A 24,520-nucleotide genomic window follows, 5' to 3' on the forward strand; every position below is an offset into this window, starting at 1 on the left:
CGTCAGGACGCGAACGCGTACCCGGCCTCGACGCACTGGGCGCGGAACGCGTCGAGCGACTCCTGGAGCTTCGACGTGCTGACCGTCTCGCCCTGGACGGCCGCCTCGAAGGGCGCCTTGATCCCGTTGAGGTTCTCCTGGAGCTCCGGGTCGGCGAAGTTCTGCACCGCGGCGATGCGCTCGCGCGTCGTGTAGATCGCGGCGGCGGCGTCCTCGTCGTCCGGCGTGGCGAGCAGCGGCGTCGTCTCGGTGACGAGGCGCTCGGCGGAGTACTCGCCTCCGTAGAAGGTGCTGCACGTCGTGGTGACGGCGACGACGGTCGGCGTGACCTCGGGGGCTGCCTCGGTCGTGGTCTCGGTCGCGGGGGTGGTCGCCGCGTCGTCGCTCGCCGGGTCGGTCGGCGAGGCGCAGGACGCCAGCAGGAGGGCACAGGAGAGCGCCGCGGTGGCGGCAAGAAGCTTACGCATGCTAACGATTCCACACTCTGGCGCACGCGGGGCGCAAGAAGATTCGCGGGGAGCCGGGGCGGGAGCCGCGGAATCCTGCGGCTCGTGCGGCGAGCTTGTGCGCAGCGTCACAAAGGAGAGCGGCCGCGCGTCACACGATGTCGAGGACGACCTTCCCGCGCACGTGCCCCTCGGCGACGAGGCGGAGGGCCTCCGCGGCCTCGGCGAGCGGGAACCGGGCCGAGATCTCCGCCCGGAGCCGTCCGTCCTCGGCGAGCGCGAGCACCTCGTCGAGGGCGCCCTTCGCGTCGACCTTGTCGGCGATCCCGGCGGCGCGCGAGGTGTCCGTCCCGACGACGGTCACGGCGCTCGGCGGGTCGTCGGCGTCGGCGGGGGAGAGGTGCTCGCCCAGCAGCGCGACGGTCGCGGCCACGGTCTCCTCCGTGCCGACGAGGTCGACGACGACGCTCACCTCGTCGAGCCCGTCGGGCAGCGCGCGGACCGCGTCGACGAGCCCCGGGCCGTACGCGACGGGCGTCGCGCCGAGGTCGCGCACGTAGTCGTGGTTCGCGGGCGAGGCCGTCCCGACGACGCGGGCACCGAGCGCGGTCGCGATCTGCACCGCCGCGGACCCGACGCCCCCGCTCGCGCCGTGCACGAGCACGACGTCGCCCTCGCCCGTGTCGGCCTGTACGAGCGCGGAGAACGCGGTCGCGGCCGCGACGGGCAGGACCGCGGCCTGGTCGAAGGGGACGGACGACGGCTTGCGCCGCACGTGGTCGGCGCGGACGAGCGAGAGCTCGCGCTGCGCCCCCGTGCCGTGCCACACGACCTCGTCGCCGGGGGCGAGGTCCGGGACGTCGGGCCCGACGGCGTCGACCACCCCGGCCGCCTCGAACCCCAGCACGCCGGGGACGCGGCCACCGAACGCGCCGGCGAGCCGCTTGAGGTCCGCGGGGTTGACGCCGACGACGCGGTTCGCGACGCGCACCTGGCCGGGGCCGGGAGCGCCGACCTCCTCGTCGTCGACCCGCAGGCCCTCGGGCCCGCCGAACTCCTCGAAGACGACGACCGTGCTCATGCCGACCCCCGTGGTCTCGCCGTCGGTCGCCCACCGCGAGGGCGAGTCCGCGCGGTGGCCCCGGGGTGGCCGGGCGGTTCCACTCTTCCATCGCGGACCGCCGCTGTCATGCGGCGGACGTGGGCAGGAGTCCCCGTCCGGGACGGTTTCACCCCGTCCCGAGCGTTGGGGAGGGTGATGACGACACCGTTCGAGAGCTCCGACCACCCGCTCGCCCCGCGGCCCGCGCGCGAGCGGCTGCTCGCCGTGCGCGCGGAGGCGTCGGAGCGCCTGCGGGCGCTGCGCGCCGACGTCGCGGGCATCGTCGAGGCGTCGCGCGACTCCAACGCGGACGACGAGCACGACCCCGACGGCGCGACGATCGCGTTCGAGCGCGCCCAGGTGGACGCGCTCGCGCGGGACGCGGCCGCGCGGGTCGAGGAGGTCGACGCCGCCCTCGCGCGCCTGGACGCGGGGACCTACGGCGTCTGCGCGGGGTGCGGGCAGCAGATCGCCGCCGGGCGCCTGGAGGCGCGCCCGACGGCGCGGACCTGCGTCGCGTGCGCGGCCGCGGTGCACTGAGCGACCGGGCCCGCCGCGACCGGGGCCGCCGTGACCGGGCCTGCTGCGACCGGGCCCGCCGCGGCCGGGCCCGCCGCGGCCGGGTCAGAGCTGGCCGTGGCCCTTCTTCGACGGGACGCCGGCGATGAGGCCGCCGTCCACGACGAACTCCGAGCCCGTCGAGTACGACGCCTCGTCGCTCGCGAGGAAGACGATCATGCGCGAGACCTCCTCGGGCGCCGCGGGGCGGCCGAGCGGGATAAGGAGGTCGTCCGGGTTGAGCGACGCGGTCATGGGCGTCGAGATGAACCCCGGGTGCACCGAGTTGACGCGCACGCCGTACGGGCCGAGGTCCAGCGCGACGGACTTCGTCAGCCCGCGGACGCCGAACTTCGACGCGACGTAGCCGTGCAGGCCCGCGCTCCCGCGCATGCCCTCGACCGACGAGATGTTGATGATCGACCCCGCGCCGGCCTTCGCCATGATCGGCGACACCGCGCGGATCCCGAGGAACGTGCCGGTGAGGTTGATGTCGATGATCCGGCGCCAGGCGGCGACGTCGAACTCCGTGATGGGACCGCCGTTGGCGATGCCCGCGTTGTTGACGAGCACGTCGACGCGCCCGAACGCGTCGAGCGTGGCCGCGACGGCGGCCGCCCACTCGTCCTCGCTCGTCACGTCGAGGTGCACGTAGCGGGCGTCGGGGCCGAGCTCGCGCGCGAGCGCCTCGCCCTTCGCGTCGTCGAGGTCCGCGACCACGACCTTCGCGCCCTCGGCGACGAGCGCGCGCGCGTTCGTGACGCCCATGCCGCCGGTGCCGCCGGTGACGATCGCGACCTTGTTCTGCACCCTTCCGGGAGTGCTGCCCATGGTGGGGCTCCTTTCCTTGCGGGGGCACGGCGGCGTCGGCCCGCCTCGTGAGCGGGGGCGTCGTCGCGCGGGTGGTGCGCACCTGCCCGCCGGGGACCGCGGTCGACCGGCGGAGGGGACGGCTCGTCAGGGCGACGGCGTGGTCCACCAGGCGGGCAGGGCGTCTCGGGCGACCCGCGGGAACAGCCCGGGGTCACGGGGAGGGGGCGTGGCGAGCCACACCTCGAGCGCGCCGACCGTGCCGAAGCCGACGTACGTCGCGAAGGCGCGCGCCGCGACGTCGGCCGTCGCGGTGGTCGCGGCTCCGGCCGGCGGGTCGGCCGGGACTCCCGCCGGGGCCGACGGGAGGAGGCCCGGGTGGGCGTGCAGGTGCTCGACGAGCGTGCCGGTGACGTGGCTGGCGAGCAGCCGGAACAGCGGCGCGCTGAGCCCGCCCTCGAGCGCGCGCTCGTAGACGGGGAGGTGGGCCTCGACGTGCACGACGAGCGCGCGGCTCCAGTGGTCGACGACCTCGCGGGAGCGGGCGGCGACGTCGTCGGCCGTCTCGGCGGCCCGGACGTCGGCGAAGAACCGGTCGCGGATCGCGTCGAGCTCGGCGCCGAGCACGCGCGCGAGGAGCTCGGACGGGCTCGACGCGTGGTCGTAGAACGTCACGCGGTTGATCCCCGCGCGGGCCGCGACGGCGGACACCGTGAGCCGGGTGACGTCCTGCTCCGCGGCGAGCGCGAGGATCGCGGTCCGCAGGGCCGCGGCGGTGCGGGCGGTGCGCTTGTCCACGGCCACCTCCTCCGCGTCGTGCCGTGCGCTGCCTCGTCCTCGACGTTACGCCGAGGCAATCACTTAAGCAACAGGTGTTGCCTATCTCACCCGCCCAGAGGCGGTCCCGGGATCACGGTCGTACCGTCGAGAGAGCGGCCGCAGGTCCGCGGCCACACCAACCCGAGGGGGCGGACATGGTCACGAACACGCGCCGGGCCGAGAGGCACACCGGAGAACCCGACGTCGTCGAGCTCAACCCGATCTTCGCCAGACCGGGGGAGGCGACGGCCCTGCCCAAGTTCCGGTTCCCGGAGGACGAGTCCCTCCAGGAGACGGCGTACCAGATCGTCCACGACGAGGCGATGCTCGACGGGAACGCGCGGCTCAACCTCGCGACGTTCGTCGGCACGTGGATGGACGAGCACGCTGCGCGGCTGTACCTCGAGGCCGCCGACAAGAACATGATCGACAAGGACGAGTACCCGCAGACGGCGGCCGTCGAGACGCGGTGCTGGACGATGCTCGCCGACCTGTGGCACGCGCCCGACCCGGAGCACACCATCGGGACGTCGACCATCGGCTCGTCCGAGGCGTGCATGCTCGGCGGTCTCGCCCTCAAGCGGCGCTGGCAGCACGCGCGCCGCGCCGCCGGCAAGCCGACCGACCGCCCGAACCTCGTGCTCTCGAGCGCGGTCCAGGTGTGCTGGGAGAAGTTCTGCAACTACTTCGAGGTCGAGGCGCGCTACGTCCCGATCTCCGAGGACCACAAGGTCCTCGACGGCCACGACCTCGAGACGTACGTGGACGAGAACACGATCGGCGTCGTCGCCATCATGGGCGTGACCTACACCGGCATGTACGAGCCGGTCACGGAGATCGCCGCGGCCCTCGACCGGATCCAGGAGTCCACCGGCCTCGACGTGCCCATCCACGTCGACGGTGCGTCGGGCGCGATGGTCGCCCCGTTCCTCCAGCCCGACCTCGAGTGGGACTTCCGCGTCCCCCGCGTCGCGTCGATCAACACCTCCGGCCACAAGTACGGCCTCGTCTACCCGGGCCTCGGGTGGGTCGTCTGGCGCGACACGGAGTCGCTGCCGGAGGACCTCGTGTTCCGCGTGAGCTACCTCGGCGGGGACATGCCGACGTTCGCGCTCAACTTCTCGCGCCCCGGCGCGCAGGTGCTCCTCCAGTACTACCTCTTCCTGCGCCTCGGGCGCACCGGCTACGAGGCCGTGCAGCGCACGTCGCGCGACGTCGCCCTCTACCTGTCCGGCGAGATCGCGAAGATGCCCGCGTTCGAGCTGTGGAACGACGGCTCGGACATCCCCGTGTTCGCGTGGCGCCTGCGCGAGGGCCACACGAAGAACTGGGACCTCTACCACCTGTCGGAGCGGCTGCGCACCAAGGGCTGGCTCGTGCCCGCGTACCCCATGCCCGACGACCTCACGGACCTCACCGTCCAGCGCGTCGTCGTGCGCAACGGCTTCAGCCACGACCTGGCGTCCGCGTTCCTCGCGGACCTGCGCGACGAGGTCGAGCTCCTCGACGCTCTCACCGGCCCGATGCCGACCGAGGGCCAGCGCTCCAACTTCCACCACTGACCCGGACGACCGCGGGAAGGACGGACCATGGCACAGGGGGCAGCACAGGATCCGCCCGGAGGCTCGGGACCGCACGTCCGGGCCGACGGCACGCACGCGCCGACGGCAGCGCACGTCAAGGCGCACCCGTACGGGTCGCCCGGCTCCCGGCAGCCGCCGGGCCACGCGGGGCCCGCCATCGGGGCACCCGCCGCGGGCGCGACGACGTTCATGTCGGTCGTGCAGCTCGCGATGCTCACCGTGGTGGTGGTCGCGTCGCTGCGCTCGCTGCCGGCGATGGCGTCGTACGGGCTCGGCTCGGTGACGCTCTTCATCGTCCCGGCGATCCTCTTCCTCGTCCCGACGGCGCTCGTCGCGGCCGAGCTCGCGACCGGCTGGAAGGGCGGCGTCTTCACGTGGGTGCGCGAGGCGTTCGGCGAGCGGGCCGGGTTCGTCGCGATCTGGCTCCAGTGGATCCAGAACGTCGTCTGGTACCCCACGCAGATCGCGTTCATCGCGGCGAGCCTGTCGTTCGTCGTGGGCGACCCGGGCCTCACGCAGAACGGCCTCTACACGGCCGTCGTGATCCTCGTCCTGTACTGGGGGTCGACGCTCATCACGCTCGCCGGCGGCAACCTGTTCGCCAAGGTCGGCTCGTGGAGCGGCGTCTTCGGCACGATCCTGCCCGCCGTCCTGCTCATCGTGCTCGGCGCGGTCTGGCTCGGCACCGGCGAGCGCTCGGAGACGACGCTCGAGGCGTCCGCCGTCATCCCGCCGTGGACCGGGATCGCGTCGATCGTGCTCATCGTCTCGAACGTGCTCGCGTACGCGGGCATGGAGGTCAACGCGGTGCACGCGAACGACCTGCGCAACCCCGGTCGGGGCTTCCCGCGCTCGATCGCCATCGCGACCGTGCTCATCCTCGTGGTCTTCATCCTCCCGACGCTCGCGATCTCCGTGGCCGTCCCGAAGTCGACGCTCGGCGTGACCGACGGCATCAACCTCGCGTTCAAGGCGTTCTTCGACCACTGGGGCATGAGCTGGGGCACCCCGGTCATCTCGCTCCTCATCGCCCTCGGGGCGTTCGCGTCGGTCGTCACGTGGATCGCCGGGCCGTCGCGCGGCCTGCTCGCCGCGGCCCGGACCGGCCTGCTGCCGCCCGCGCTCCAGCGCCGCAACAAGGCCGGGGTCCAGGTCGGCATCCTCGCGGTGCAGGGCGGGATCGTCACGCTGCTCGCGCTGCTGTTCGTGCTCGTGCCGAACGGCAACACCGCGTTCATCGCGCTCGTGGACATGGCGGCGGCGCTGTACCTCGTCATGTACATGCTCATGTTCGCCGCAGCGATCCGGCTGCGGCGCACCAAGCCCGACGTGGTCCGCACCTACCGCACGCCCGCGATGCGGTTCGTCGCGGGGCTCGGGTTCGTCGCGTGCGCGGCCGCGTTCGTGCTCGCGTTCGTCCGGCCGTCCGGCTTCAGCGGCCTCTCCGAGACCGCCTACCCGATCGTGGTCGCCGGGGTCGTCGTCGTGCTCGGCGGCCCGCCGCTCCTCTTCTACGCGCTGCGGCGCCCCACGTGGGACCGTCGTACCGCGGCGGAGCGGCAGACCGCCGACGACGTCCTCGTCAACCCGCCGACGCAGCCCGCGCCGGCGCCCGCCCGCACACCGCGCGACCCGGAGGAGACCACGTGACGGGTACCAGCACCGTCGGGCGCGAGACGCCCACCCCGGACGGCGGACGGCGCGCTCCAGCGCCGCCCGCCGTCGCGTCGCCCTGGGCGGAGACGGTCGCGCGCTGGGGCGGCCGGATCCTCGAGGTCTACGCGGTGTGGCTCCTCGTCGCGCTGATCCTCCGTCCCGTCGCGCACCACGCCGAGCGCCCGGTCGCCGAGGTCCTCTCAATCACGAACGTGCCGTCGTACCCGTCGCTCTTCTCCGCGGTCGTGGTCGGGCTCGTCGCGAGCGGCTTCCTGCGCCGGCGCCGCGCCGCGCTGTGGTTCGTGGTCCTCGTCTGGCAGCTCCCGTCCGCGCTCGTCATGCTGCTCGCGATCGTGCTCGACCGGATCGACCCGGCGGCCGGCGTGCTCGACGACGTGCACTGGACGGCGTACGCGGGCGGGCTCGTCGGGCTCGTGCTCGTCGTGGTGCTCGTCGCCGCGCGCCACGCGTTCCCGGCCCGTATCGCCCGGGGTGCGTGGTGGACGGCGGCGCTCGTCCTCGTGCTCGGCCTCGCCGTCGCGACCGGCGTCGTGTGGGCGCTGCTCCAGGTCGTGCCGTCGAGCCTCGACGACCAGTCGGCGCGGCTCGGGTGGGCCCTGAGCGTCTCGGTCGGGCTGTCGCCGCACGAGGAGCCGTTCGCCATCGACGGCGGCGCGCCGGGCTGGCTCGCGCTCGTCGGCGGCCTGCTCGCGGGCGCCGCGCTCCTGCTCGCGGTGCTCGTGTTCCTGCGGACCGGCCCGCGCGACGCCGCACGCACCCCGGACGAGGAGCTCGCGGTGCGCCGTCTGCTCCTGGAGCACCCGAGCGACGACTCGCTGGAGTACTTCGCGACGCGCGACGACCGCGACGCGATCTTCTCCGGCGACGGCCGCGCCGCCGTGTCGTACCGCGTGGTGAGCGGCGTGCTGCTCGCCGCGGGCGACCCGCTCGGGGACCCGGCGTCGTGGCCCGACGCGATCGAGCGCACGCTCGCGTACGCGCGGCGCCACGGGTGGGCGCCCGGCGTGCTCTCGGCGAGCGAGAAGGGCGCGCGGGCCTACCGCGACGCCGGGCTCGCCGTCCTCACGATGGGTGACGAGGCGATCGTCGAGACGCGGTCCTTCGACCTCGCGTCGCCGTCGATGCGGCCCGTGCGGCACGCCGTCGCGCGGCCCCAGCGCGAGGGGTACACCGTGCGCCTGCGACGGCAGCGCGAGATCCCGGCGGACGAGCTCGCGGCGCTCGCGCAGGCCGCCGACGCGTGGCGGCACGGCGAGGACGAGCGCGGCTTCTCGATGGCACTGGAGCGCCTCGGCAGCCCGCGCGACCCGCGCGTGCTCGTCGTCACCGCGCACGACCGCGACGGCGCGCCGCGCGGCCTGCTCACGTTCGTCCCGTGGGGCCGCAAGGGGGTCTCGCTCGACTACATGCGCCGGTCGCCCGACGCGGTGCCGGGCGTCACGGAGCTCATGATCTCGACGCTCGCGAGCGAGGGCGCGGGCATGGCGATCGACCGGGTCTCGCTCAACTTCGCGATGTTCCGCGGCCTGATCGAGCAGGGCGAGTCGGTCGCGGCGAGCCCCTTCCAGCGCTTCCTGCGCCGCCTCGTCCTCACGGCGTCGCGCTGGTGGCAGCTCGACCAGCTCTACCGCTCGAACCAGAAGTACGAGCCGCGCTGGCGCACGCGCTACCTCTGCTACGCCGCCCCCGCGCAGCTCACGTCCGTGTCGCTCGCGGCGGGGCAGGCCGAGGGCTTCGTGCCGCAGTGGCCCGGCGCGCGCGGCGGCACCGGGAGCCAGCAGGTCGCGACGGCCGACGCCGCGCTCGGCGCCGCCGTGCGCGAGCAGGAGGACGCGCTGCTCGCGCTCGACGTGCCGACCCGGCGGCTCACCGACCAGGAGCGCGCCCGCCGCGCCAAGCTCGACGTGCTCGCGGCGGCCGGCATGCCCGCGTACCCCGTGGCCGTGCCGCGCACGCACCGGCTCGCCGACGTCGACGACCTGCTGCTCGGGCACGAGGTGTCCGTCTCGGGGCGCGTCGTGCGGCTCCGTGACCTCGGGGGCGTCGTCTTCGCCGTCCTGCGCGAGGAGAACCACGAGCGCCAGGTGATGCTCACCGCCGACGGCGCCGCCGACCTCGCGCTCTGGCGCCGCGTCGTCGACCTCGCGGACCAGGTGAGCGTCACGGGGACCGTCGCGCGCAGCCGGACGGGGGAGCTGTCCGTGCACGCGGGGTCGTGGGTCATGGCGTCGAAGTCGCTCAAGGCGCCGCCGGACAAGTTCCGCGGGCTCGCCGACCCGGAGACGCGCATGCGCCTGCGCCACGTCGACCTCGCGCTCGACACGCGGTCGTCCGTGACGCTCCGCGGCCGCTCCGCCGCCGTGCACTCGCTGCGCTCGTCGCTCGTCGAGCGCGGCTTCATCGAGGTCGAGACGCCGATCCTGCAGCGCGTGCACGGGGGCGCGAACGCGCGCCCATTCCGCACGCACATCAACGCGTACGACATGGACCTGTACCTGCGCATCGCCCCGGAGCTGTTCCTCAAGCAGCTCGCGATCGGCGGCATCGAGCGCGTCTTCGAGCTGGGCCGCAACTTCCGCAACGAGGGCGCCGACGCGACGCACAACCCCGAGTTCACGTCGCTCGAGGCGTACCAGGCGTTCGGCGACTACACGACGATGCGGCACCTCACGCGCGAGCTCGTCGTCGCGGCCGCGGTCGCGGTGCACGGCGACGCCGTGTCGCGCCGGCCCGACGGCAGCGAGGTCCGGCTCGACGGCGAGTGGCCCGTCGTCACCGTGCACGACGCCGTCTCGCGCGCCGTCGGCGCCGAGGTCACCCCGGACACCCCCGACGCGGAGCTGCACGCCCTGTGCGCCCGGCTCGGCATCGAGGTCGGCGAGGACGAGACGCACGGTGCGGTGGTCAACGAGATGTACGACCGCCTCGTCGAGGGCCAGACGGTCGAGCCGACGTTCTACACCGACTTCCCGGTCGAGACGTCGCCGCTCACCCGCGTGCACCGCCGCGACCCGCGCCTCGCGGAACGCTGGGACCTCGTCGCGTTCGGCGCCGAGCTCGGCACCGCGTACTCGGAGCTCATCGACCCGATCGACCAGCGGGAGCGGTTCACGCAGCAGTCGCTCCTCGCCGCGGCGGGCGACCCGGAGGCCATGGAGATCGACGAGGACTTCCTCTCGGCGCTCGAGTTCGCGATGCCGCCCACCGGCGGGCTCGGCCTCGGCGTCGACCGCATCTACATGACGATCATCGGCGCGTCGATCCGCGAGACGCTCGCCTTCCCGTTCGTGAAGCCGCAGCGCCGGTCCTGACCGTGGCGACCGGCCTCCCCGTCCCCGACACCGACCCGGCCCTGCCCGCGGCCGTGCTGCGCGAGCTGCAGCCTGCCGAGACGTACCTGACGAGCTACCCGGTCGCCGTCGTGCTGGCAGTGCTCGGGGCGGGAGCGGTGGTGTGGGCCGTGGTCCGCGCGCGGCGCGGCGCCCGGGCGCGGCGCGCGGGGCGGCCCCGGGGCGAGGACGCGCGCCGGCCGTGGCGCACACGCGTCGCGACGGCGTCCCTCGCGACGCTCGGTGCGCTGTCCCTCGTGCTGGGCCTGGCGGTCGGCGCCAACGCCTACTCCGGCTACGTCCCGACGTGGGGGGCCGCCCGGGTGCAGCTCGTCGCGCTGGGTCTGACGGACCTGTCGGCCGACGCGCCGGGCGGCGCGCACCGGGGCCAGGTGCGGACGCTCGCGATCCCGGGGACGGCCGTCGAGCAGATCGCGGACGAGGACGCCTGGGTGTACCTCCCGCCGGGGTTCGACCCCGAGGGCTCGACCCGCTACCCGGTCGTGTACCTGATCCACGGGTCGCCCGACGACCCGAGCAGCTGGTTCGCCGCCGGGCGGGTGCCGCGCACGATGGACGTGCTCATCCGGCGCGGGCTCGTCGACCCGATGATCGTCGTGGCGCCCACGGTGAACGGCACGGGGCCGGGCGGGCTCGACACCGAGTGCCTCGACTCGACGACGGGCGGCGAGCAGGTCGAGACGTACCTGACGACGACCGTCGTCGACACCGTCGACGCGACGTACCCGACGCTCGCGGACCGCGAGCACCGCGTCCTCGGCGGCATGTCGTCCGGCGGGTTCTGCGCGCTCAACGTGGGTCTGCGGAACCTCGACCTGTACGGGGCGATCCTCGCGATCGAGCCCTACGGGAACCCCGGCCCCGGGCCGGAACGGACGATGCTCTCGACGCAGGCGGAGATCGACGCGAACACCCCGACGACGTACCTGCCCACGATGACGTTCACGCACCCGATGCCCGTCTTCCTCGACTCCGGGCAGGACGCGCCGCGGGAGGCGCTCACGACGGTGCGGCGGATGGCGCAGGACCTCGAGGACCAGGGGCAGACCGTCGAGCTCCGCGAGGAGCCCGGTCAGGCGCACACGTGGGCCATGGCCGCGACCGCGCTCCCGTACGGGCTCGTGTTCGCGCAGCGGCAGATGGCGGGCGGCTGACGCCGCGTCACTCGTCGGTGAGGAACTGCCCGCCGATGCCCGCCTGGGTCTCGAGCAGGTCGCCGGTGTCGCCGAGCACGATCCAGTTCGGCCCGGCGAGCGCGGCCTCGCCCTCCTCGGTGGGCTGACGCGGCAGGAGCGCGAGGAACTCGTCCTCGGCGATCCCGTCGGCGAACACGGCGAGGAGCGTCGTGTCGTCGCACGCGCCCAGCTCGACGTCCTCGCTGTCCGTGCTCTCGGTCGTGAACGACAGGCACGTGAGGCCGGCGGACGTGGCGGCGTGGTGGAGCGCGTCGAGCGAGTCGTACTCGACGTCCTTGTCGCCCGGGCCGGGGCCGGAGCAGGCGGCGAGCGCCCCGACGAGGACGACGAGACCGACGACCGGGCCGGTCGCGGCGCTGCGAGGGCGGGGAGCGGGTCGGGTAGGCATGTTCCGATGGTCCGCCGCCGCGCGGGTTCGCGCCACGGGAACCTCGCCCGTCACCCCGGCGGGCCGGGACCGCCCCGGTCGGGTGCGGCGTCCGCGGACTGCCAGGTGAAGGGCGCGAACGTCGACGAGTCGTCCCGCCAGGCCGGTGTGCGGGCGCGGTACAGGAGCAGCGGGAGGGCCACGAAGACGAGGGCGAGCGCGACGAGCAGCACGACGTACGTCGTCGGGCTGCCGACCGCGACCTGGCCGGGCGGGGCGAAGCTCGTGACGAGCGCGAGCAGCGACGCGACGAACCCGAGCCCGCCGACCGCCCAGACCCCGACGCGGCCCCCCGGCACCCGGTAGGGGCGCGGCCGGTCGGGCTGCGTGCGGCGCAGCACGACGACCGCGGCGAACATCAGGAGGTAGGCGACGAGGTAGAGGATCACCGTGAGCTGGCTGAGGAGCTGGTACGCGGACTGCACGGAGGGCATGACGACGAACAGCACCGACAGCACGGTCACGACCAGCGCCTGGACGAGGAGGATGTTCGTCGCCATGCCGCGGTCGTTCGTCCGGTGGAACCACCGCGGGAGGAACCCCGCTCGCGCGACGGCGTGCAGGCCCGTGGCGGGACCGGCGACCCACGTCGTGACGCCGGCGAGGACGCCGACGGCGAGCATCGCCGCGACGACCGGCCCGGCCCAGCCGATCCCCGCCCAGGCGAGCAGGTGGTCGAACGCCTGGAGCAGGCTCGTCGTGAGGCTGATGTCCTGCTGCGGCACGACGACCGCGATCGTCAGCGTGCCGAGGGTCAGCACGACGACGGCCACGAGCGCGGCGACGAGGATCGCGAGCGGGTAGGTGCGCTCCGGCCGCCGGATCGAGCGCACGTGGACCGCGTTGACCTCGATGCCCGCGTAGAAGAGGAAGATCCCGGCGGCGAGCACGATGTTGTCGAGACGCGTGAGGTCCGGGACGAACGCGCCCCAGGAGAGCGTGGTCCGGGACGGCTCGCCGCCGAGGAGGTAGGCGGCGCCGAGCCCCACGAGCAGCGCGGCGGGGACGAGCGTCCCGACGATCCCGCCCCAGCGCGCGGTGCGGGCGAACGCGGACGCGCCGCGCAGGGCGATGAGCGTCGCGGCCCAGAACACGACGAGCACGATCGCGAGGACGAAGAGCCGGTCGTCGGCGACCCGTTCGTCGAACCGCGCCTCTGGTCCCGTGTAGGCCAGGGTGACGGCGGCGAACGTGAGGACGGTCGGGAACCAGATGCAGCCCTCGACGAACACCATCGCGATCGCGAGGAAGCCCCACCTGCTCCCGAACGCCTCGCCGACCCAGCGGAACATGCCGCCCTCCTCGGGCCACGTGGACGCGAGCTCGGCCGCGACGACGGCGACGGGTGCGAGGAAGCAGACGGCGGCGAGCAGGTAGTAGAACGCGGACGAGAGCCCGTACTCCGCCTCGGCGGGCAGACCGCGCAGGCTGACCACCGCGGCGACGTTGAGCATGACCAGCGACGTGGCCGTGATGGTCGCCGCGGCGGGCCGGGCGGGGTGCTGCGAGGTGGCGGTCCGGGCCATGGCGTCCCCCTCGGCGGGCGCGACGGCCCTCGGGGGGAACGCTAGCGACGCCGCGCGCGACCGGCGAGCGGGGCCGGTGTCAGGCCCGGAAGCGCTCGCCGCGCTCGACGACGCGGCCCGCGCCGCGCCCGTCGGCCGCCGTCGCGTCCCACGTGTAGACCTCGGTGCCGGTGATCAGCACGTGCTCCGTGCGCGACGTCACGTCGAGCGGGTCGCCCGACCACACGACGACGTCCCCGTCGAGGCCCGGCGCGAGCGCTCCGACGCGGTCGTCGAGACCGAGGAAGGCCGCGGGGTTCACCGTGAGGGCGCGCAGCGCGGTGTCCCGGTCGAGGCCCTCCTTGACCGCGAGCGACGCCTGGTGCACGAGGAAGTTGATCGGCACGACGGGGTGGTCGGTCGTGATCGCGACGCGCACGCCCGCGCGGGCGAGCGCCCCGAGGTTCGCGATGTCGCGGTTGCGCAGCTCGATCTTCGAGCGCGAGGTGAACAGCGGGCCGAAGATCACCGGCACGTCGCGCTCGGCGAGGACGTCCGCGACGGCCGCGCCGTCGGTGCCGTGGTTGACGACGAGCCGGTAGCCGAACTCGTCCGCGAGGCGCAGCGCGGTCGCGATGTCGTCGGCGCGGTGCGTGTGCTGGTCCCAGTACAGCTCGCCCGCGAGGACGCGCGCGAGGGTCTCCTTCGCGAGGTCGCGGTCGAACGGCTCGCCCTTCGCCTCGGCCGCGTCGCGCCGCGCGGCGTAGTTCTGCGCGTCGACGAACGCGGCACGGATGACCTTCGCGACGCCGAGGCGCGTCGAGGGCGTCTTCTTCTGGTCCCCGTACACGCGCTTGGGGTTCTCGCCGAGCGCCGACTTCACGGAGACCGCCTCGCGGATCACCTGCTCGTCGACGGTGCGACCGCCCCACGTCTTGATCGCGACGGTCTGCCCGCCGATGGGGTTGCCCGAGCCCGGCTTCACGACGGCGCTCGTCACGCCGCCGACCAACGCGTCGCGGAAGCCCTCGTCCTCGACGTTGATCGCGTCGATCGCGCGCAGCGCCGCGCCGTTCGGGTCGGTCATCTCGTTCGTGTCGTTGCCGGCCCAGCCCTCGGCCTCCTCCATGACGCCCATGTGGGCGTGCGCCTCGACGAAGCCGGGCAGCACCCAGCGGCCGCGCGCGTCGAGGGTCGGGACGCCGTCGGGCACGACGACGTCCGCGCCGACCGCGGTGATGACCCCGTCCTCGACGAGGACGGTCCCGTTCTCGATCGGGTCGGACGCGACGGGCACGACGTAGCCGTTCACGACGGCGACGCTGCGGCGCGCGGTGCGAGGGGCGGTGCGGGCGGGGGTGGAGGAGGTCGTCATGCCCCCATCATCGCCCGGGGCGACCCCTCGTCTCACGCCGTCGTGTAGCGTGGAGGCTGCGCCCAGGTCGCGAGCAGGGTCTCGCGACGATCTTCGGTCCTCGGCATCGAAGCACGACCGTGGCGCCGGGCAGCAGACGCTGCCGACGACGATCTCCGCCCACGAGCGCGGAGCGAGAGCAGAGAAACACATCACTTCTTCCACCATCCTCGATCGCCCGGCGACCGCTCCTGCGGCCGCGGGCACGCCCGGACCAGACCTCGTGCTGCGCCGCGCCGACGACGACCTATGGGTCGCGACGGCCGACGGCGAGTACGCCGGGATGGTCACCCGACGCCCGGACGGCTTCCACGTCCACGACCGCTTCACGCGGCCCGTGACCGTCGTCGCCGCCCTGGAGCACGCGCGGCGCCATCTGAGCGCCCCGCCCGGTCGCCCGGCGGGCTCCCGCCGCGACCACACCCCGAACCGCCGACGCCCTGCGGGGCGCGGCACCCGGACCCGCGCACGCGGGCCGGTCGTCTCGACGAAGGAAGACACCATGGCTACAGGCACCGTGAAGTGGTTCAACGCGGAGAAGGGCTTCGGCTTCATCGCCCCCTCCGACGGCACCGCGGACGTGTTCGCCCACTACAGCGAGATCCAGTCGAGCGGCTACCGCTCGCTCGAGGAGAACCAGAGCGTCTCCTTCGACGTCACGCAGGGCCCCAAGGGCCCGCAGGCGACGAACATCCAGGCACTCTGATCCCGCTCCCGCCCGGCGCCTCGCGCCGGCGCGGGTGACGATCTCCACCGGAGGGCCGCGCCTCGTGCGCGGCCCTTCGGCGTGCCCGGACCCCGGCGCGCGCGACGGTGCCCGACGGCGGTCGTGCCCCGGCCGCGGGGACTAGGCTCTCGACCGGAGCCACACCGCGCGCGAAGGAGCCCGCATGCACGTCGTCGTCGGACTGTTCCGGCTGTTCCTCGTCGTCCTCGCCCTCGTCGGGACGCGCGCGATCTGGCGCGACGGGGACATCGAGGGCCTCGTCTACTTCACGAACCAGACGGGCTTCCTCATCGCGGTCGTCTTCGCCTGGGCGGGCGTCGCGTCCCTCCTGCGCCGCCGGCAGCCGCCGGGATGGCTGAAGGGCGGCGTGACGCTGTTCGCCGCGATCACGGGCCTCGTGTCGTTGCTCGTGCTCGCGCCCGAGGACCCGGGCGCGCCCGCCGTCTTCCTCGGGCTCACCGACGGCCAGATCGAGCACGAGGTGCTCCCGCTCGCCGTGGTCGCCGACTTCCTCCTGCTCGACGCGCACCGGCGCCTGCGCGGCCTCGACGCCGCGCGCTGGCTCCTGTACCCGCTCGCGTACTTCGCGTTCACGACGATCCGCGGGTTCGTCAGCCCGGGCAGCGAGTACCCGTACGGGTTCGTCGACCTCGACGCGCTCGGCTGGACCGGGCTGCTCGTCAACGTCGTGCTCTACGGGGCGGGCTTCCTCGTGCTCGGGCTCGTGATCGTCGGCCTCGACCGGCTCCTGCCCACCGGCCCCGCGATCGGCCGGTACCCGGAGCGCGCCGGGCGCAGCATGCACGTCGTCGCGTCGGGCGAGCGCCCGTGACCGCGCCGCGCGCCGCACGGGCCGGCGGGTGAGGCGTCGTCCGTCCGACCGGTGGGGTGGTGGTCGTCGCCGCGCACGGTGGGGCTGGAGCCGTGGTGCGTTCGTCGTCGGGCTGGTCATGACGGGTGTGCTCGCCGGGATCGTCATCGCGGACCGCGGCGACCAGCGGGTCGCCGAGAGGCTCGCCGAGGCCGGCGTCCTCACGACGGCGAGCGGGGCGGAGGTGCACGTGATCGCCGTCGGTCGCGGCAGCACCCTGGACGTGGACGCGGTGCGCGCCCTCGTCGAGCTGCCGCACGGGCCCGCCGAGGTGTACCTCGTCGGGGCGTGGGCCGACGGCGAGGAGATCGGCGAGACGGGGTGGCACCCGGCACCGGCTCCGTACGCGGGGACGTTCGACGTCCTGCGGGACCCGCAGGACGCGGGCACGGTCATGGCGGTCCCGGACGTCGAGCACGCCGCGACCGGTGACGACGTCGAGACGGGGGCGGTCCTCCTCGGCGGTGCGGGAGCGTGGACCGTGGCGTTCGCGTGGCCCGTGTGGCGGTCGTTCCCGGAGTCCACCCGCGCGGCGGTCCGCCGTCGGCTCGGGCGCCCGTGGCGACGGCCCCGCTAGGGTGTCCTCGTGCCCTCCCCGGTCGTCGGTCCGCTGCGCGTCGCCCGCGCCGCGCTCGTGGCGACCCTCGTGCTCGCGCTGACGGCGCTCGCGCACCGCGTCGCCGGGGGCGCTCTCCCGGACCCGCTGGTCCTCGCGGCGCTCGCCGCGTTCACCCTCGCCGGCACGACGGCGGCCGCCCGCCTGCGCTTCACGCCCGCCCGGCTCGTCGTGCTCCTCGGGGGCGCGCAGCTCGCGCTCCACCAGGCGCTCACCGTCCTGACCCCGGGGTCGTGCCACGCCGTCGGCGGGGGAGCCGGGCACGCTGCGCACCTCGCGGCGTCGTCGGGCGCGGTCGTGTGCGCGGTGCCGTCGGCCGACGGCGCGGCGTCCCCGCTGCACCCGGAGCACCTCGCGGCGTCGGGCGCGTGGATGGTCGCCGCCCACGCCGCCGCGACGGTCGTGCTCGCCCTCGTGCTGGCGCACGGCGAGCGCGCGCTCGAGCGGTTCCTCACCTGGGTGACCCCGCGCGCCGCGCTCCCGCTCCCGGCCCGTGCGGCGGTCCTCGGCCGCCGCGGCGTCGTCCCCGCGCGCCTGGTGCGCGTCGTCGGCGTGTGGCGGTCGCTCCGGGCGCCGACGCGCGGACCGCCGCGGGCGCACGGTCCGTCGGGAGCACTGCTGCGCCCCCTCGCCGCGTCCTGACGCGGCCCCCGACGAGGCCGACCCGGCGACGGCCGGGCCCCGGGGCACCACCGTGCGGCCACCGGCCGCGCCTCGGACGGAAGAACCTCATGACCCTCTCCCTGCGCCGACCGCTGTCGGCCCTGCCCACCCTGCTCGCCCTCCTCGCCGCCGCGGCCCTGACGCTCGGCCTCACCGCGACCGTCACGACGCTCACGGCCGGCCCGGCGTCCGCGCACGACCGGCTCCTCACCTCCGACCCGGCCGACGGCGCGCAGCTCGAGGCCCCGCCCGCGGCGATCACGCTGACGTTCAACACCGAGCCGCTCCCCGTCGAGCCGCAGGTCGTCGTCTCCGACTCGGCCGGCACGGTCGTCACGCAGGGTGCGCCGACGATCGACGGCAGCACCGCGACCTTCGCGCTCGACCCGGCCGTCGCGCTCGGCGGCGACACGTACACCGTCGCGTGGCGCGTCGTCTCGTCCGACGGGCACCCGATCGAGGGCACGTTCGCGTTCGCCGTCGCGGCCCAGCCGGAGGCGCCCGCGACGGACGACCCCGCGACGGGCACGGCGACACCGGAGGAGACCGCGACCGAGGAGCCGACGACCGGCACCACGACCGAGCCTTCCGCGACCACGACGACCGACGCCGCCGAGACCGCGGACGACGGCACCTCGTCGCTGCTGCCGGTGCTCGTGGGGCTCGGCGCGCTCGTCGTCGCCGCGGCGGTCGTCGTCGTGGTCGTGCTGCGCCGTCGGGGCCCCGGCCCGGACGCCGGCACCGACGACGGCGCCCCGCACGACCCGCAGGGCTGACCGTGCCGGCGCACGCCGCCCTCTCCCGCGCGGAGAGGGCGGCGCCGGCCCCTGCCGCCGGAGCCCCTTCTCCCGCTAGGGTGCGTCCGTGACGTCGCCCGGAGCAGGGGTGCTCCGCGGCGTGCGGGTGCTGCTGCTCGCCGCCGCGGTCGTCGGGCTGTCCGTCGTCGCGCACGGCCTCGCCGGGGGCACCGACCCCGGGGCGGTCCCGCTCGGGGTCCTCGCGGTCCTCACCGCCGTGGCCGTGCGACCCCTCACCCGGCGCGAGGTCGGGCTGCCGCGGCTGCTCGGCCTGCTCGGCGCGGGCCAGCTCGTGCTGCACGTCGTCTTCGACCGCTGCGCCGCGCTGTCCCCGGCCGACGCCGCCGCGCACGCGCACTCCTCCTCGCCGCTCGCGATGCTCGGAGCGCACGCCGTCGCGACGCTCGCCGTCGCGCTCGTGCTGCGGTACGGCGACGCCGTGCTGTGGCGCCTCTGGACGTGGCTCGCAGGACGCCGGGTGCCCGGCCGCCCGCGGCCCGTCGTCGTCCTCGCGGCCCCTCCCGCCGTCGGCGCGCTGCCGACGGTGCGCGACCTGCTCGTGCGCGGCGCCGCGCCCGGGCGCGGGCCGCCCCTTCCCGCCTGACCTCTCCCGGACGCCTCCGCGGACGCCGTCGCCCGACGACGTCCGCGGCGTCCCGCTCCCGCGCGCCCGCGCGACCGCTCACCCGCCGCCGGCCGGCTCCGCCGACCCGTGGCGCGGCGCGCCGTCGTGCCCGCCGGAGCAGCGTCCCCTCTCCCCGCACCTCTCCCCGAAAGGCACTACCATGCGAAAGACCCTGCGCGCCGTCGGCGCCGCCGCACTGACCACCGGGCTCGTCGTGACCGGCGCGGCCGCCGCGTCCGCCCACGTCACCGTCACGCCCGACACGACCGAGGCGGGCTCCTACGCCCTCCTGACGTTCGGCGTCCCGCACGGCTGCGGCGACTCTCCGACGACGAAGGTCTCCGTCCAGGTCCCTGAGCAGGTCGTCACCGTGACCCCCACGGTCAACCCCGGCTGGGACGTCGAGAAGGTCATGGAGGACCTCGCCGAGCCCGTCGACGACGGGCACGGCGGCCAGTACACCGAGCGCGTCGCGGAGGTCGTGTACACCGCGAAGGCGCCGCTGCCCGACGGCTACCGCGACGCGTTCGTGCTGTCGCTCAAGCTGCCCGACGCGGCGGGCGAGACGCTCGTCTTCCCGACCGTCCAGGAGTGCGCCGAGGGCGAGAGCGCCTGGGTGCAGGTCCCGGCCGACGGCGAGGACGGCGAGGAGCTCGACCTGCCCGCCCCGCTGTTCGAGCTGACGGCCGCGTCCGGCGGCGACGCGCACGGCACCCAGGACGCCGCGGCGGACGCGACCGCCGAGCCGGCCGCCGCGGACGGCGAGACGACGGAGGCCGCCGCGAGCACGTCGAGCGGACCGGCCCCCGCGGTCACGTGGACGGCGCTCGTCCTCGCGGCGGCGGGCCTCGTGCTCGGGCTGCTCGGGTTCGTGCGCTCGCGCCCGCGGGCCTGACCCGTGGGCCGCCCCCTGGCGCCGCGCCGGGCGGTGGCCGTCGTCGTCGGTGCCGCGGCCGCGGTCCTGCTCGCGATCCTCGCGAGCGGCCCGGCCGCGGCCCACGCCGTCCTCGTGGGCACCGACCCGCAGGACGGCACCGTCCTCGACGCGCCGCCCGACGCGCTGACCCTCACCTTCAACGAGCCCGTCCAGGTCGTCCCCGGCGGCACGACGGTCCTCGCGGCCGACGGCACCCCCGTCGACGTGGACGTCGCCGCGGTCGACGACGCGCTCGTCGTCACGCCCGGCACGGCCCTCGGCGACGGCACCTACGTCGTCAGCTGGCGCGTCGTGTCGCTCGACACGCACCCCGTGGCGGGGGCGTTCACGTTCTCCGTCGGCGCGCCGAGCACGACCGCGGTCGAGGCGCGTGTGGCCGAGCCGACGGCGGCGCTCGTCGCCGTCCGGGCGCTCGACCAGGCCGCCGTCTACGCCGGGACGTTCCTCGTCGCGGGGCTCGTCGTGTTCGAGCTCCTCGTGCTGCACGTCTCGCCCGGCGCGGCCCCCGTGCTGCGGCGGCGGCTCCAGCGCGTCCGGCGCGGGGCGCTCGGCGTCGCGGTCCTCGGGACCGTGCTCGCGGTCCCGCTCACGCCCGCCTGGCAGGCGGGCGGCGGGCTGGGCGCGCTCGCGGACCCGGCGACGTGGGCTGCGGGCCTCGCCTCCGACACCACCGTGGCGGGCGGGCTCGGGCTCGCGGGGCTCGTCGTCGCGACGCTGCTCGCGCCCCGGGCCGCGCGCGAGACCCGGGCCGCGTGGCCCGCAGGCACGGTGCTCGGCGCCGCCGCGCTCGCGCTGGGATCGCTGGTGCTCGTGGGCCACACGCGGACCTTCGGGCCGCCGTGGCTCGTCGTCACGGCGGACGCGCTGCACGTCGCGGCCGGGGCGGTGTGGCTCGGCGGCGTCGTCGGGCTCGGGCTCGTGCTCGCGCCGTCCGCCCACGTGGACGCCCGCCGCGCGGGCGTGACCGTGGCGCGGTTCTCCGCGCTCGGCGCGTGGGTCGTCCTCGCGCTCGCGGTCACCGGGACCGTCCTCGGGTGGCGCATCCTCGGGACTCTCGACGCGCTCGTCTCGACGACGTACGGCCGGACGCTGCTCGTCAAGGTCGGCGTCGCGCTGGTGCTCGTCGGCATCGCGGCGTGGAACCGGTACCGGCTCGTCCCCGAGGTCGCCGGGCCGGGAGGTGCCGCTGCGGCGGGCGGCACGACCGCGACGACGGCGCGCCGTCGGCTCGGCCGGACCGTCGCGGTCGAGGCCGCGCTGCTCGTGCTCGTGCTCGCCGCGACGGGCGTGCTCGTCTCGCGCAGCCCGGTCGTCCCGCCGACACCGTCCGCGCAGGACGCCGCGACCTCCGGCGTCGAGGTGGTCGAGGAGCTCGGGGACGGCACGCTCCGCGCGCGCGTCACGCCGGGGCGCGTGGGCGTCAACGCGCTCGAGATCGAGCTGCTCGACGCCGACGGAGCGCCGTTCGAGCCCGTCGCGGTGCCCGAGCTGGCGACGACGCTCGCCGACCCGGCGCTCGGCCCGTTCTCGCGCCCGCTCACGCGCACCGGGCCAGGCGCGTACGAGGCGACGCTCGACCTGCCGATGCCCGGCTCCTGGACGCTCGAGGTGAGCGTGCGGACGTCCAAGTACGAGAACCCGATCGTCCGCATCCCCGTGGAGGTGACCTCATGACCCCCGACCGACGGCCGCCCGGGCCGCACCGCGGTGCGCGCGCCCTCGTCGCCCTGGCCGCCGCCGGGGCGTTCGCCCTGCTCACGGTCGCACCCGCGGCCGCGCACGTGCTCATCGAGACGGTCGAGCCGCGCGGCGACGGCACGTCGCGGCTCACGTTCACGTTCGACCACGGGTGCGACGGCGAGCCCACCGACGCCCTGCGCGTCACCCTGCCCGCGGGCGTCGAGGCGCTGGACGCGGGCCAGCCGGCCGGCTGGACCGCCGAGGTGACGGACGACGCCGTCGCGTGGGCCGGCGAGCCCGTGCCCGACGGCGAGCGCGCGGCCTTCACGCTCGACGTCCGCGTGACGGGCGAGCCTGGGCAGGCGTTCGTCTTCCCGGCGGTGCAGGAGTGTCCGTCCGGGGCGTCGTACGCGTGGACGGACACCGACCCGGCGGGCGCCCGCCCGGCACCCACGTTCGTCGCGACGGCGGCGTCGCTCGCCCCCGCGCCCGTCGCGGCGGGCGCTGCCCCGACGCCGACCGGCCCGCTCGTCGGGGCGGTCGTGCTCGGGGCGGGCGTCGTCGGCGTCGCGGGCGGGGCGTGGTCCCGCCGGCGCGTGCGGGGGTGACGCCCGCAGCCGTCGCGGGTCCCGCGCTCAGGGGCTCGCGACGGTGAAGCCGACACTCACGGTCGGCCCGAACCCGGCGGCGTCCGACGCGGGCTCGACGAACCGGATCCCGAACGTGTGCGGTCCGGGGGCGAGGCTGCGCACCTGGCGCACCGCGGGCTCGTCGTCGAGCTCGTGGAGGTTGCCGGTCGAGCGTCCGTCGACGAACGCCTCGACGACCAAGCCCGCGGTACCCGCGAAGGTCACGAGGACGGAGAAGCGCGGGTCCTCCCACGGCGCGGTCTCGCGCGCGCCGAGGACCGTCTCGCCGGGGCCCGGCGACAGCACGCGCGGGAGGTCGAACACGTAGGGGCCGAGCGGCGCGGCGGCCGCGGAGACGACGCCGTCGACCTCCTGGACGACGTCGAGCACGTGCTCCCCGGTGGCACCGAGCCCGGTCGGGACGAGCGCCCAGCGGCCGTCGTCGGCGGCGGTCGTCGTGCCGACGACCGTTCCCGTCGCGTCGAGCGCCCGCACGCGCGCCCCGGGCTCCCCGGTGCCGCGCAGGGCGGGGTAGACGGTGAGCGTCCCGGCCGGGGGCGCCTCGTCGACGACGGGTGCCGGAGGCGCCGGTTCCTCGGGCCCGGGCTCTTCGGGCGCGGGTTGCTCCGGACCGGGCTGCTCGGGCTCCGGCGGGGCCGGCGCGGCCGGCTCGACCGACGGCGGGGCCGGCTCGGGCGCGGTCTCGCCGGCTCCGGGCGCGTCCTGCCCGTCCGGACGGGAGGCGGGCGGGGCGTCGAGGCCCGCGGCGGGCGGCTCGGGGCGGTCGCCCGCCCCGGCGGGGGCGTCCGGCTCGGTCGCGACCGGCACGTCGTCCGCGCCGTTCTCCGCGGGGTCGCCGTCCGGAAGGACGGGGAGCGGCGCGGCGAGACCGGGAGCGGACGACTGCTGCCCGGCCGCGGCGGCGGGCGGGTCGGCAGCGGACCACGGCCGCGCCACGGCCAGCACGCCGACGACGGCCGCCACGACCACCGCCGCGAGCGCGCCGACCAGGACGCCGGGGACCGCGGCCCCCGCGGCGGCTCCGGCCCCGGTGCCGGACGCCGTCCCGGCAGCCCCGCTCGCGGTCGTGCCGGTCGCCGGGCCCGTCGTCGCGCCGGGAGCCGGGCTCGTCGTCGTGGCCGGCACGGCGGTCGTCGCCGCGAGCGCGCCCGTCGCGGCGTCGACCGCGGCCGGGACGCCGAGGACGAGCGGCAGGAGGACGATGCGCAGGCGCGAGGCGACGTCGTCGACCTCCTCCGCGAGGATCGAGCACGACAGGCACCCGGTGAGGTGCTCCTCGACGCGGTCCTGCGCGGCGCGCGACAGCGACCCGCGCGCGCGGTCGCCCAGGCGCTCGACCGTCCAGCGGCACTCGGGGGCCACCGCGTCGCTGCTCACGTGGGCCTGGAGCCACTCGCGGCGCAGGCCCTCGCGGGCGCGGTAGGAGAGCGCGGCGGTCGCGCCCGCCGAGAGCCCGAGCAGCGGCGCCGCCTCGCGCGGCTCCATCCCCTCGACCTCGGTGTACCAGAGCACGGCCTGCCACCGCTCCGGCAGGCGGCGGAACGCGCGGACCGTCACCGAGCGCTCGAGGACCTCGGTCGACAGGTCGCGCGGGTCGACGACCTCGGGCACGTCCTCGACAGGCGTCGGGTCCGGCGTGCGGGCCCAGCTCGCCGCGACGCTGCGCAGCGTCGTGTAGAGGTAGGGCCGGAACGGGCCGGTCGGCCCGTGGCCGGACTGCAGCGCGCCGAGCACGCGCAGGTACGCCTCCTGGACGAGGTCGTCCGGGTCGTACGTCGCCGTGAGGCGGCGGGCCGCCGCGCGTCCGGCGTCCGCGTGCCGCTCCCAGAGCACGGCGAACGCCTCCGCGCGGCCCGCGCGCACCGCGTCGGCGAGCTGCTCGTCGCCGAGCTCCGTCAGGTCCTGCGTGTGCACGCCGCTCCCGTCCCGGCCGCCTCCGTCCTGCGGCCCTCAGGGAGGAAGACGCTCTCGGGCCGCGATCATGACGCGGGTCGGGGTGTGACGTGCGCGCGCGGTCGAGCAGCCCGCGTCGTACTGTGATCCACATCACTGGCAACGCGCGTCACG

The 24,520-nt window shown here is 75.7% G+C and carries 22 protein-coding genes; 14 read left to right on the plus strand and 8 right to left on the minus strand.

Translation table 11 applies throughout. The features are described 5' to 3' along the window. Nucleotides 1–2: 2 nt before the first annotated feature. Nucleotides 3–467, minus strand: coding sequence for a hypothetical protein (locus ACPCUX_RS12075; protein WP_034655328.1), 465 nt, complete (start codon nucleotides 465–467; stop codon nucleotides 3–5). Nucleotides 468–597: 130 nt separating this feature from the next. Beyond that, on the minus strand, nucleotides 598–1,527 hold the full coding sequence (locus ACPCUX_RS12080) for a quinone oxidoreductase family protein (protein WP_423388840.1): 930 nt from the start codon (nucleotides 1,525–1,527) through the stop codon (nucleotides 598–600). Nucleotides 1,528–1,704: 177 nt separating this feature from the next. Between ACPCUX_RS12080 and ACPCUX_RS12085 the strand changes: the two genes are divergently transcribed. Beyond that, nucleotides 1,705–2,088: a TraR/DksA family transcriptional regulator gene (locus ACPCUX_RS12085; protein WP_168945518.1), complete on the plus strand. Its 384-nt coding sequence runs from the start codon at nucleotides 1,705–1,707 to the stop codon at nucleotides 2,086–2,088. 84 nt (nucleotides 2,089–2,172) lie between these two features. On the opposite strand, the gene ACPCUX_RS12090 is transcribed toward ACPCUX_RS12085, so the two are convergent. Together ACPCUX_RS12090 and ACPCUX_RS12095 are read right to left on the minus strand one after the other, a co-directional pair. Then, nucleotides 2,173–2,937 (minus strand): glucose 1-dehydrogenase, encoded by a 765-nt coding sequence (locus tag ACPCUX_RS12090; RefSeq protein ID WP_061269402.1) that lies wholly within the window; start codon nucleotides 2,935–2,937, stop codon nucleotides 2,173–2,175. A gap of 126 nt (nucleotides 2,938–3,063) precedes the next feature. After that, on the minus strand, nucleotides 3,064–3,714 hold the full coding sequence (locus tag ACPCUX_RS12095) for a TetR/AcrR family transcriptional regulator (RefSeq protein ID WP_198163126.1): 651 nt from the start codon (nucleotides 3,712–3,714) through the stop codon (nucleotides 3,064–3,066). A 176-nt stretch (nucleotides 3,715–3,890) separates the two neighbouring features. Here ACPCUX_RS12095 and ACPCUX_RS12100 point away from each other — a divergent pair, with 176 nt between their 5' ends. The 4 genes from ACPCUX_RS12100 to ACPCUX_RS12115 are packed head-to-tail and all read left to right on the plus strand — an operon-like array spanning nucleotide 3,891 to nucleotide 11,499. Beyond that, the gene (locus ACPCUX_RS12100; RefSeq protein ID WP_194521711.1) at nucleotides 3,891–5,297 is read left to right on the plus strand and encodes a glutamate decarboxylase; all 1,407 of its coding nucleotides are present in this window, start codon (nucleotides 3,891–3,893) and stop codon (nucleotides 5,295–5,297) included. Nucleotides 5,298–5,324: 27 nt separating this feature from the next. Then, nucleotides 5,325–6,968 (plus strand): APC family permease, encoded by a 1,644-nt coding sequence (locus ACPCUX_RS12105; RefSeq protein ID WP_085386817.1) that lies wholly within the window; start codon nucleotides 5,325–5,327, stop codon nucleotides 6,966–6,968. Further along, the gene (lysX, locus tag ACPCUX_RS12110) at nucleotides 6,965–10,306 is read left to right on the plus strand and encodes a bifunctional lysylphosphatidylglycerol synthetase/lysine--tRNA ligase LysX (RefSeq protein ID WP_395410954.1); all 3,342 of its coding nucleotides are present in this window, start codon (nucleotides 6,965–6,967) and stop codon (nucleotides 10,304–10,306) included. Before ACPCUX_RS12105 ends, lysX begins: the two co-directional genes overlap by 4 nt. A gap of 2 nt (nucleotides 10,307–10,308) precedes the next feature. Next, nucleotides 10,309–11,499: an alpha/beta hydrolase gene (locus tag ACPCUX_RS12115; protein ID WP_409141205.1), complete on the plus strand. Its 1,191-nt coding sequence runs from the start codon at nucleotides 10,309–10,311 to the stop codon at nucleotides 11,497–11,499. A 7-nt stretch (nucleotides 11,500–11,506) separates the two neighbouring features. On the opposite strand, the gene ACPCUX_RS12120 is transcribed toward ACPCUX_RS12115, so the two are convergent. From ACPCUX_RS12120 to ACPCUX_RS12130, 3 genes are all read right to left on the minus strand, one after another. After that, complete coding sequence (locus tag ACPCUX_RS12120) at nucleotides 11,507–11,929, minus strand: hypothetical protein (protein ID WP_423388841.1); 423 nt, start codon at nucleotides 11,927–11,929, stop codon at nucleotides 11,507–11,509. Between the two features lie 50 nt (nucleotides 11,930–11,979). After that, entirely contained in the window at nucleotides 11,980–13,494 is a 1,515-nt protein-coding gene (gene gadC / locus ACPCUX_RS12125) for a putative glutamine/gamma-aminobutyrate antiporter GadC (RefSeq protein ID WP_423388842.1), read from the minus strand. 79 nt (nucleotides 13,495–13,573) lie between these two features. Continuing rightward, nucleotides 13,574–14,848, minus strand: coding sequence for an amidohydrolase (locus ACPCUX_RS12130; RefSeq protein ID WP_423388843.1), 1,275 nt, complete (start codon nucleotides 14,846–14,848; stop codon nucleotides 13,574–13,576). Nucleotides 14,849–15,389: 541 nt separating this feature from the next. Between ACPCUX_RS12130 and ACPCUX_RS12135 the strand changes: the two genes are divergently transcribed. The 9 genes from ACPCUX_RS12135 (at nucleotide 15,390) to ACPCUX_RS12175 (ending at nucleotide 22,411) form a co-directional block, all read left to right on the plus strand. Then, the gene (locus ACPCUX_RS12135; protein ID WP_034655341.1) at nucleotides 15,390–15,593 is read left to right on the plus strand and encodes a cold-shock protein; all 204 of its coding nucleotides are present in this window, start codon (nucleotides 15,390–15,392) and stop codon (nucleotides 15,591–15,593) included. A gap of 184 nt (nucleotides 15,594–15,777) precedes the next feature. Continuing rightward, a complete protein-coding gene (locus tag ACPCUX_RS12140; protein ID WP_423388844.1) occupies nucleotides 15,778–16,446 on the plus strand; it encodes a Pr6Pr family membrane protein in 669 nt (222 codons plus the stop codon). Nucleotides 16,447–16,564: 118 nt separating this feature from the next. Beyond that, nucleotides 16,565–17,062 carry a hypothetical protein gene (locus ACPCUX_RS12145; protein WP_423388845.1) on the plus strand — a complete coding sequence of 166 codons (498 nt, stop codon included), beginning with the start codon at nucleotides 16,565–16,567 and terminating at the stop codon, nucleotides 17,060–17,062. Nucleotides 17,063–17,071: 9 nt separating this feature from the next. Continuing rightward, nucleotides 17,072–17,743, plus strand: coding sequence for a hypothetical protein (locus ACPCUX_RS12150; protein ID WP_076404112.1), 672 nt, complete (start codon nucleotides 17,072–17,074; stop codon nucleotides 17,741–17,743). Between the two features lie 89 nt (nucleotides 17,744–17,832). Further along, nucleotides 17,833–18,540, plus strand: coding sequence for a copper resistance CopC family protein (locus tag ACPCUX_RS12155; protein WP_423388846.1), 708 nt, complete (start codon nucleotides 17,833–17,835; stop codon nucleotides 18,538–18,540). A gap of 88 nt (nucleotides 18,541–18,628) precedes the next feature. Beyond that, nucleotides 18,629–19,165: a hypothetical protein gene (locus ACPCUX_RS12160; protein ID WP_137279932.1), complete on the plus strand. Its 537-nt coding sequence runs from the start codon at nucleotides 18,629–18,631 to the stop codon at nucleotides 19,163–19,165. A gap of 181 nt (nucleotides 19,166–19,346) precedes the next feature. Continuing rightward, nucleotides 19,347–20,081, plus strand: coding sequence for a YcnI family protein (locus ACPCUX_RS12165; RefSeq protein ID WP_423388847.1), 735 nt, complete (start codon nucleotides 19,347–19,349; stop codon nucleotides 20,079–20,081). Between the two features lie 3 nt (nucleotides 20,082–20,084). Then, entirely contained in the window at nucleotides 20,085–21,797 is a 1,713-nt protein-coding gene (locus ACPCUX_RS12170) for a copper resistance protein CopC (protein ID WP_423388848.1), read from the plus strand. Beyond that, nucleotides 21,794–22,411 carry a YcnI family protein gene (locus ACPCUX_RS12175; RefSeq protein WP_423388849.1) on the plus strand — a complete coding sequence of 206 codons (618 nt, stop codon included), beginning with the start codon at nucleotides 21,794–21,796 and terminating at the stop codon, nucleotides 22,409–22,411. Before ACPCUX_RS12170 ends, ACPCUX_RS12175 begins: the two co-directional genes overlap by 4 nt. 27 nt (nucleotides 22,412–22,438) lie before the next feature. On the opposite strand, the gene ACPCUX_RS12180 is transcribed toward ACPCUX_RS12175, so the two are convergent. After that, the gene (locus ACPCUX_RS12180; RefSeq protein WP_423388850.1) at nucleotides 22,439–24,367 is read right to left on the minus strand and encodes a sigma-70 family RNA polymerase sigma factor; all 1,929 of its coding nucleotides are present in this window, start codon (nucleotides 24,365–24,367) and stop codon (nucleotides 22,439–22,441) included. Between the last annotated feature and the right edge of the window lie 153 nt (nucleotides 24,368–24,520).

The sequence above is a fragment of the Cellulosimicrobium sp. AB352 genome (genome assembly GCF_049538415.1).
GTDB lineage: Bacteria > Actinomycetota > Actinomycetes > Actinomycetales > Cellulomonadaceae > Cellulosimicrobium > Cellulosimicrobium funkei.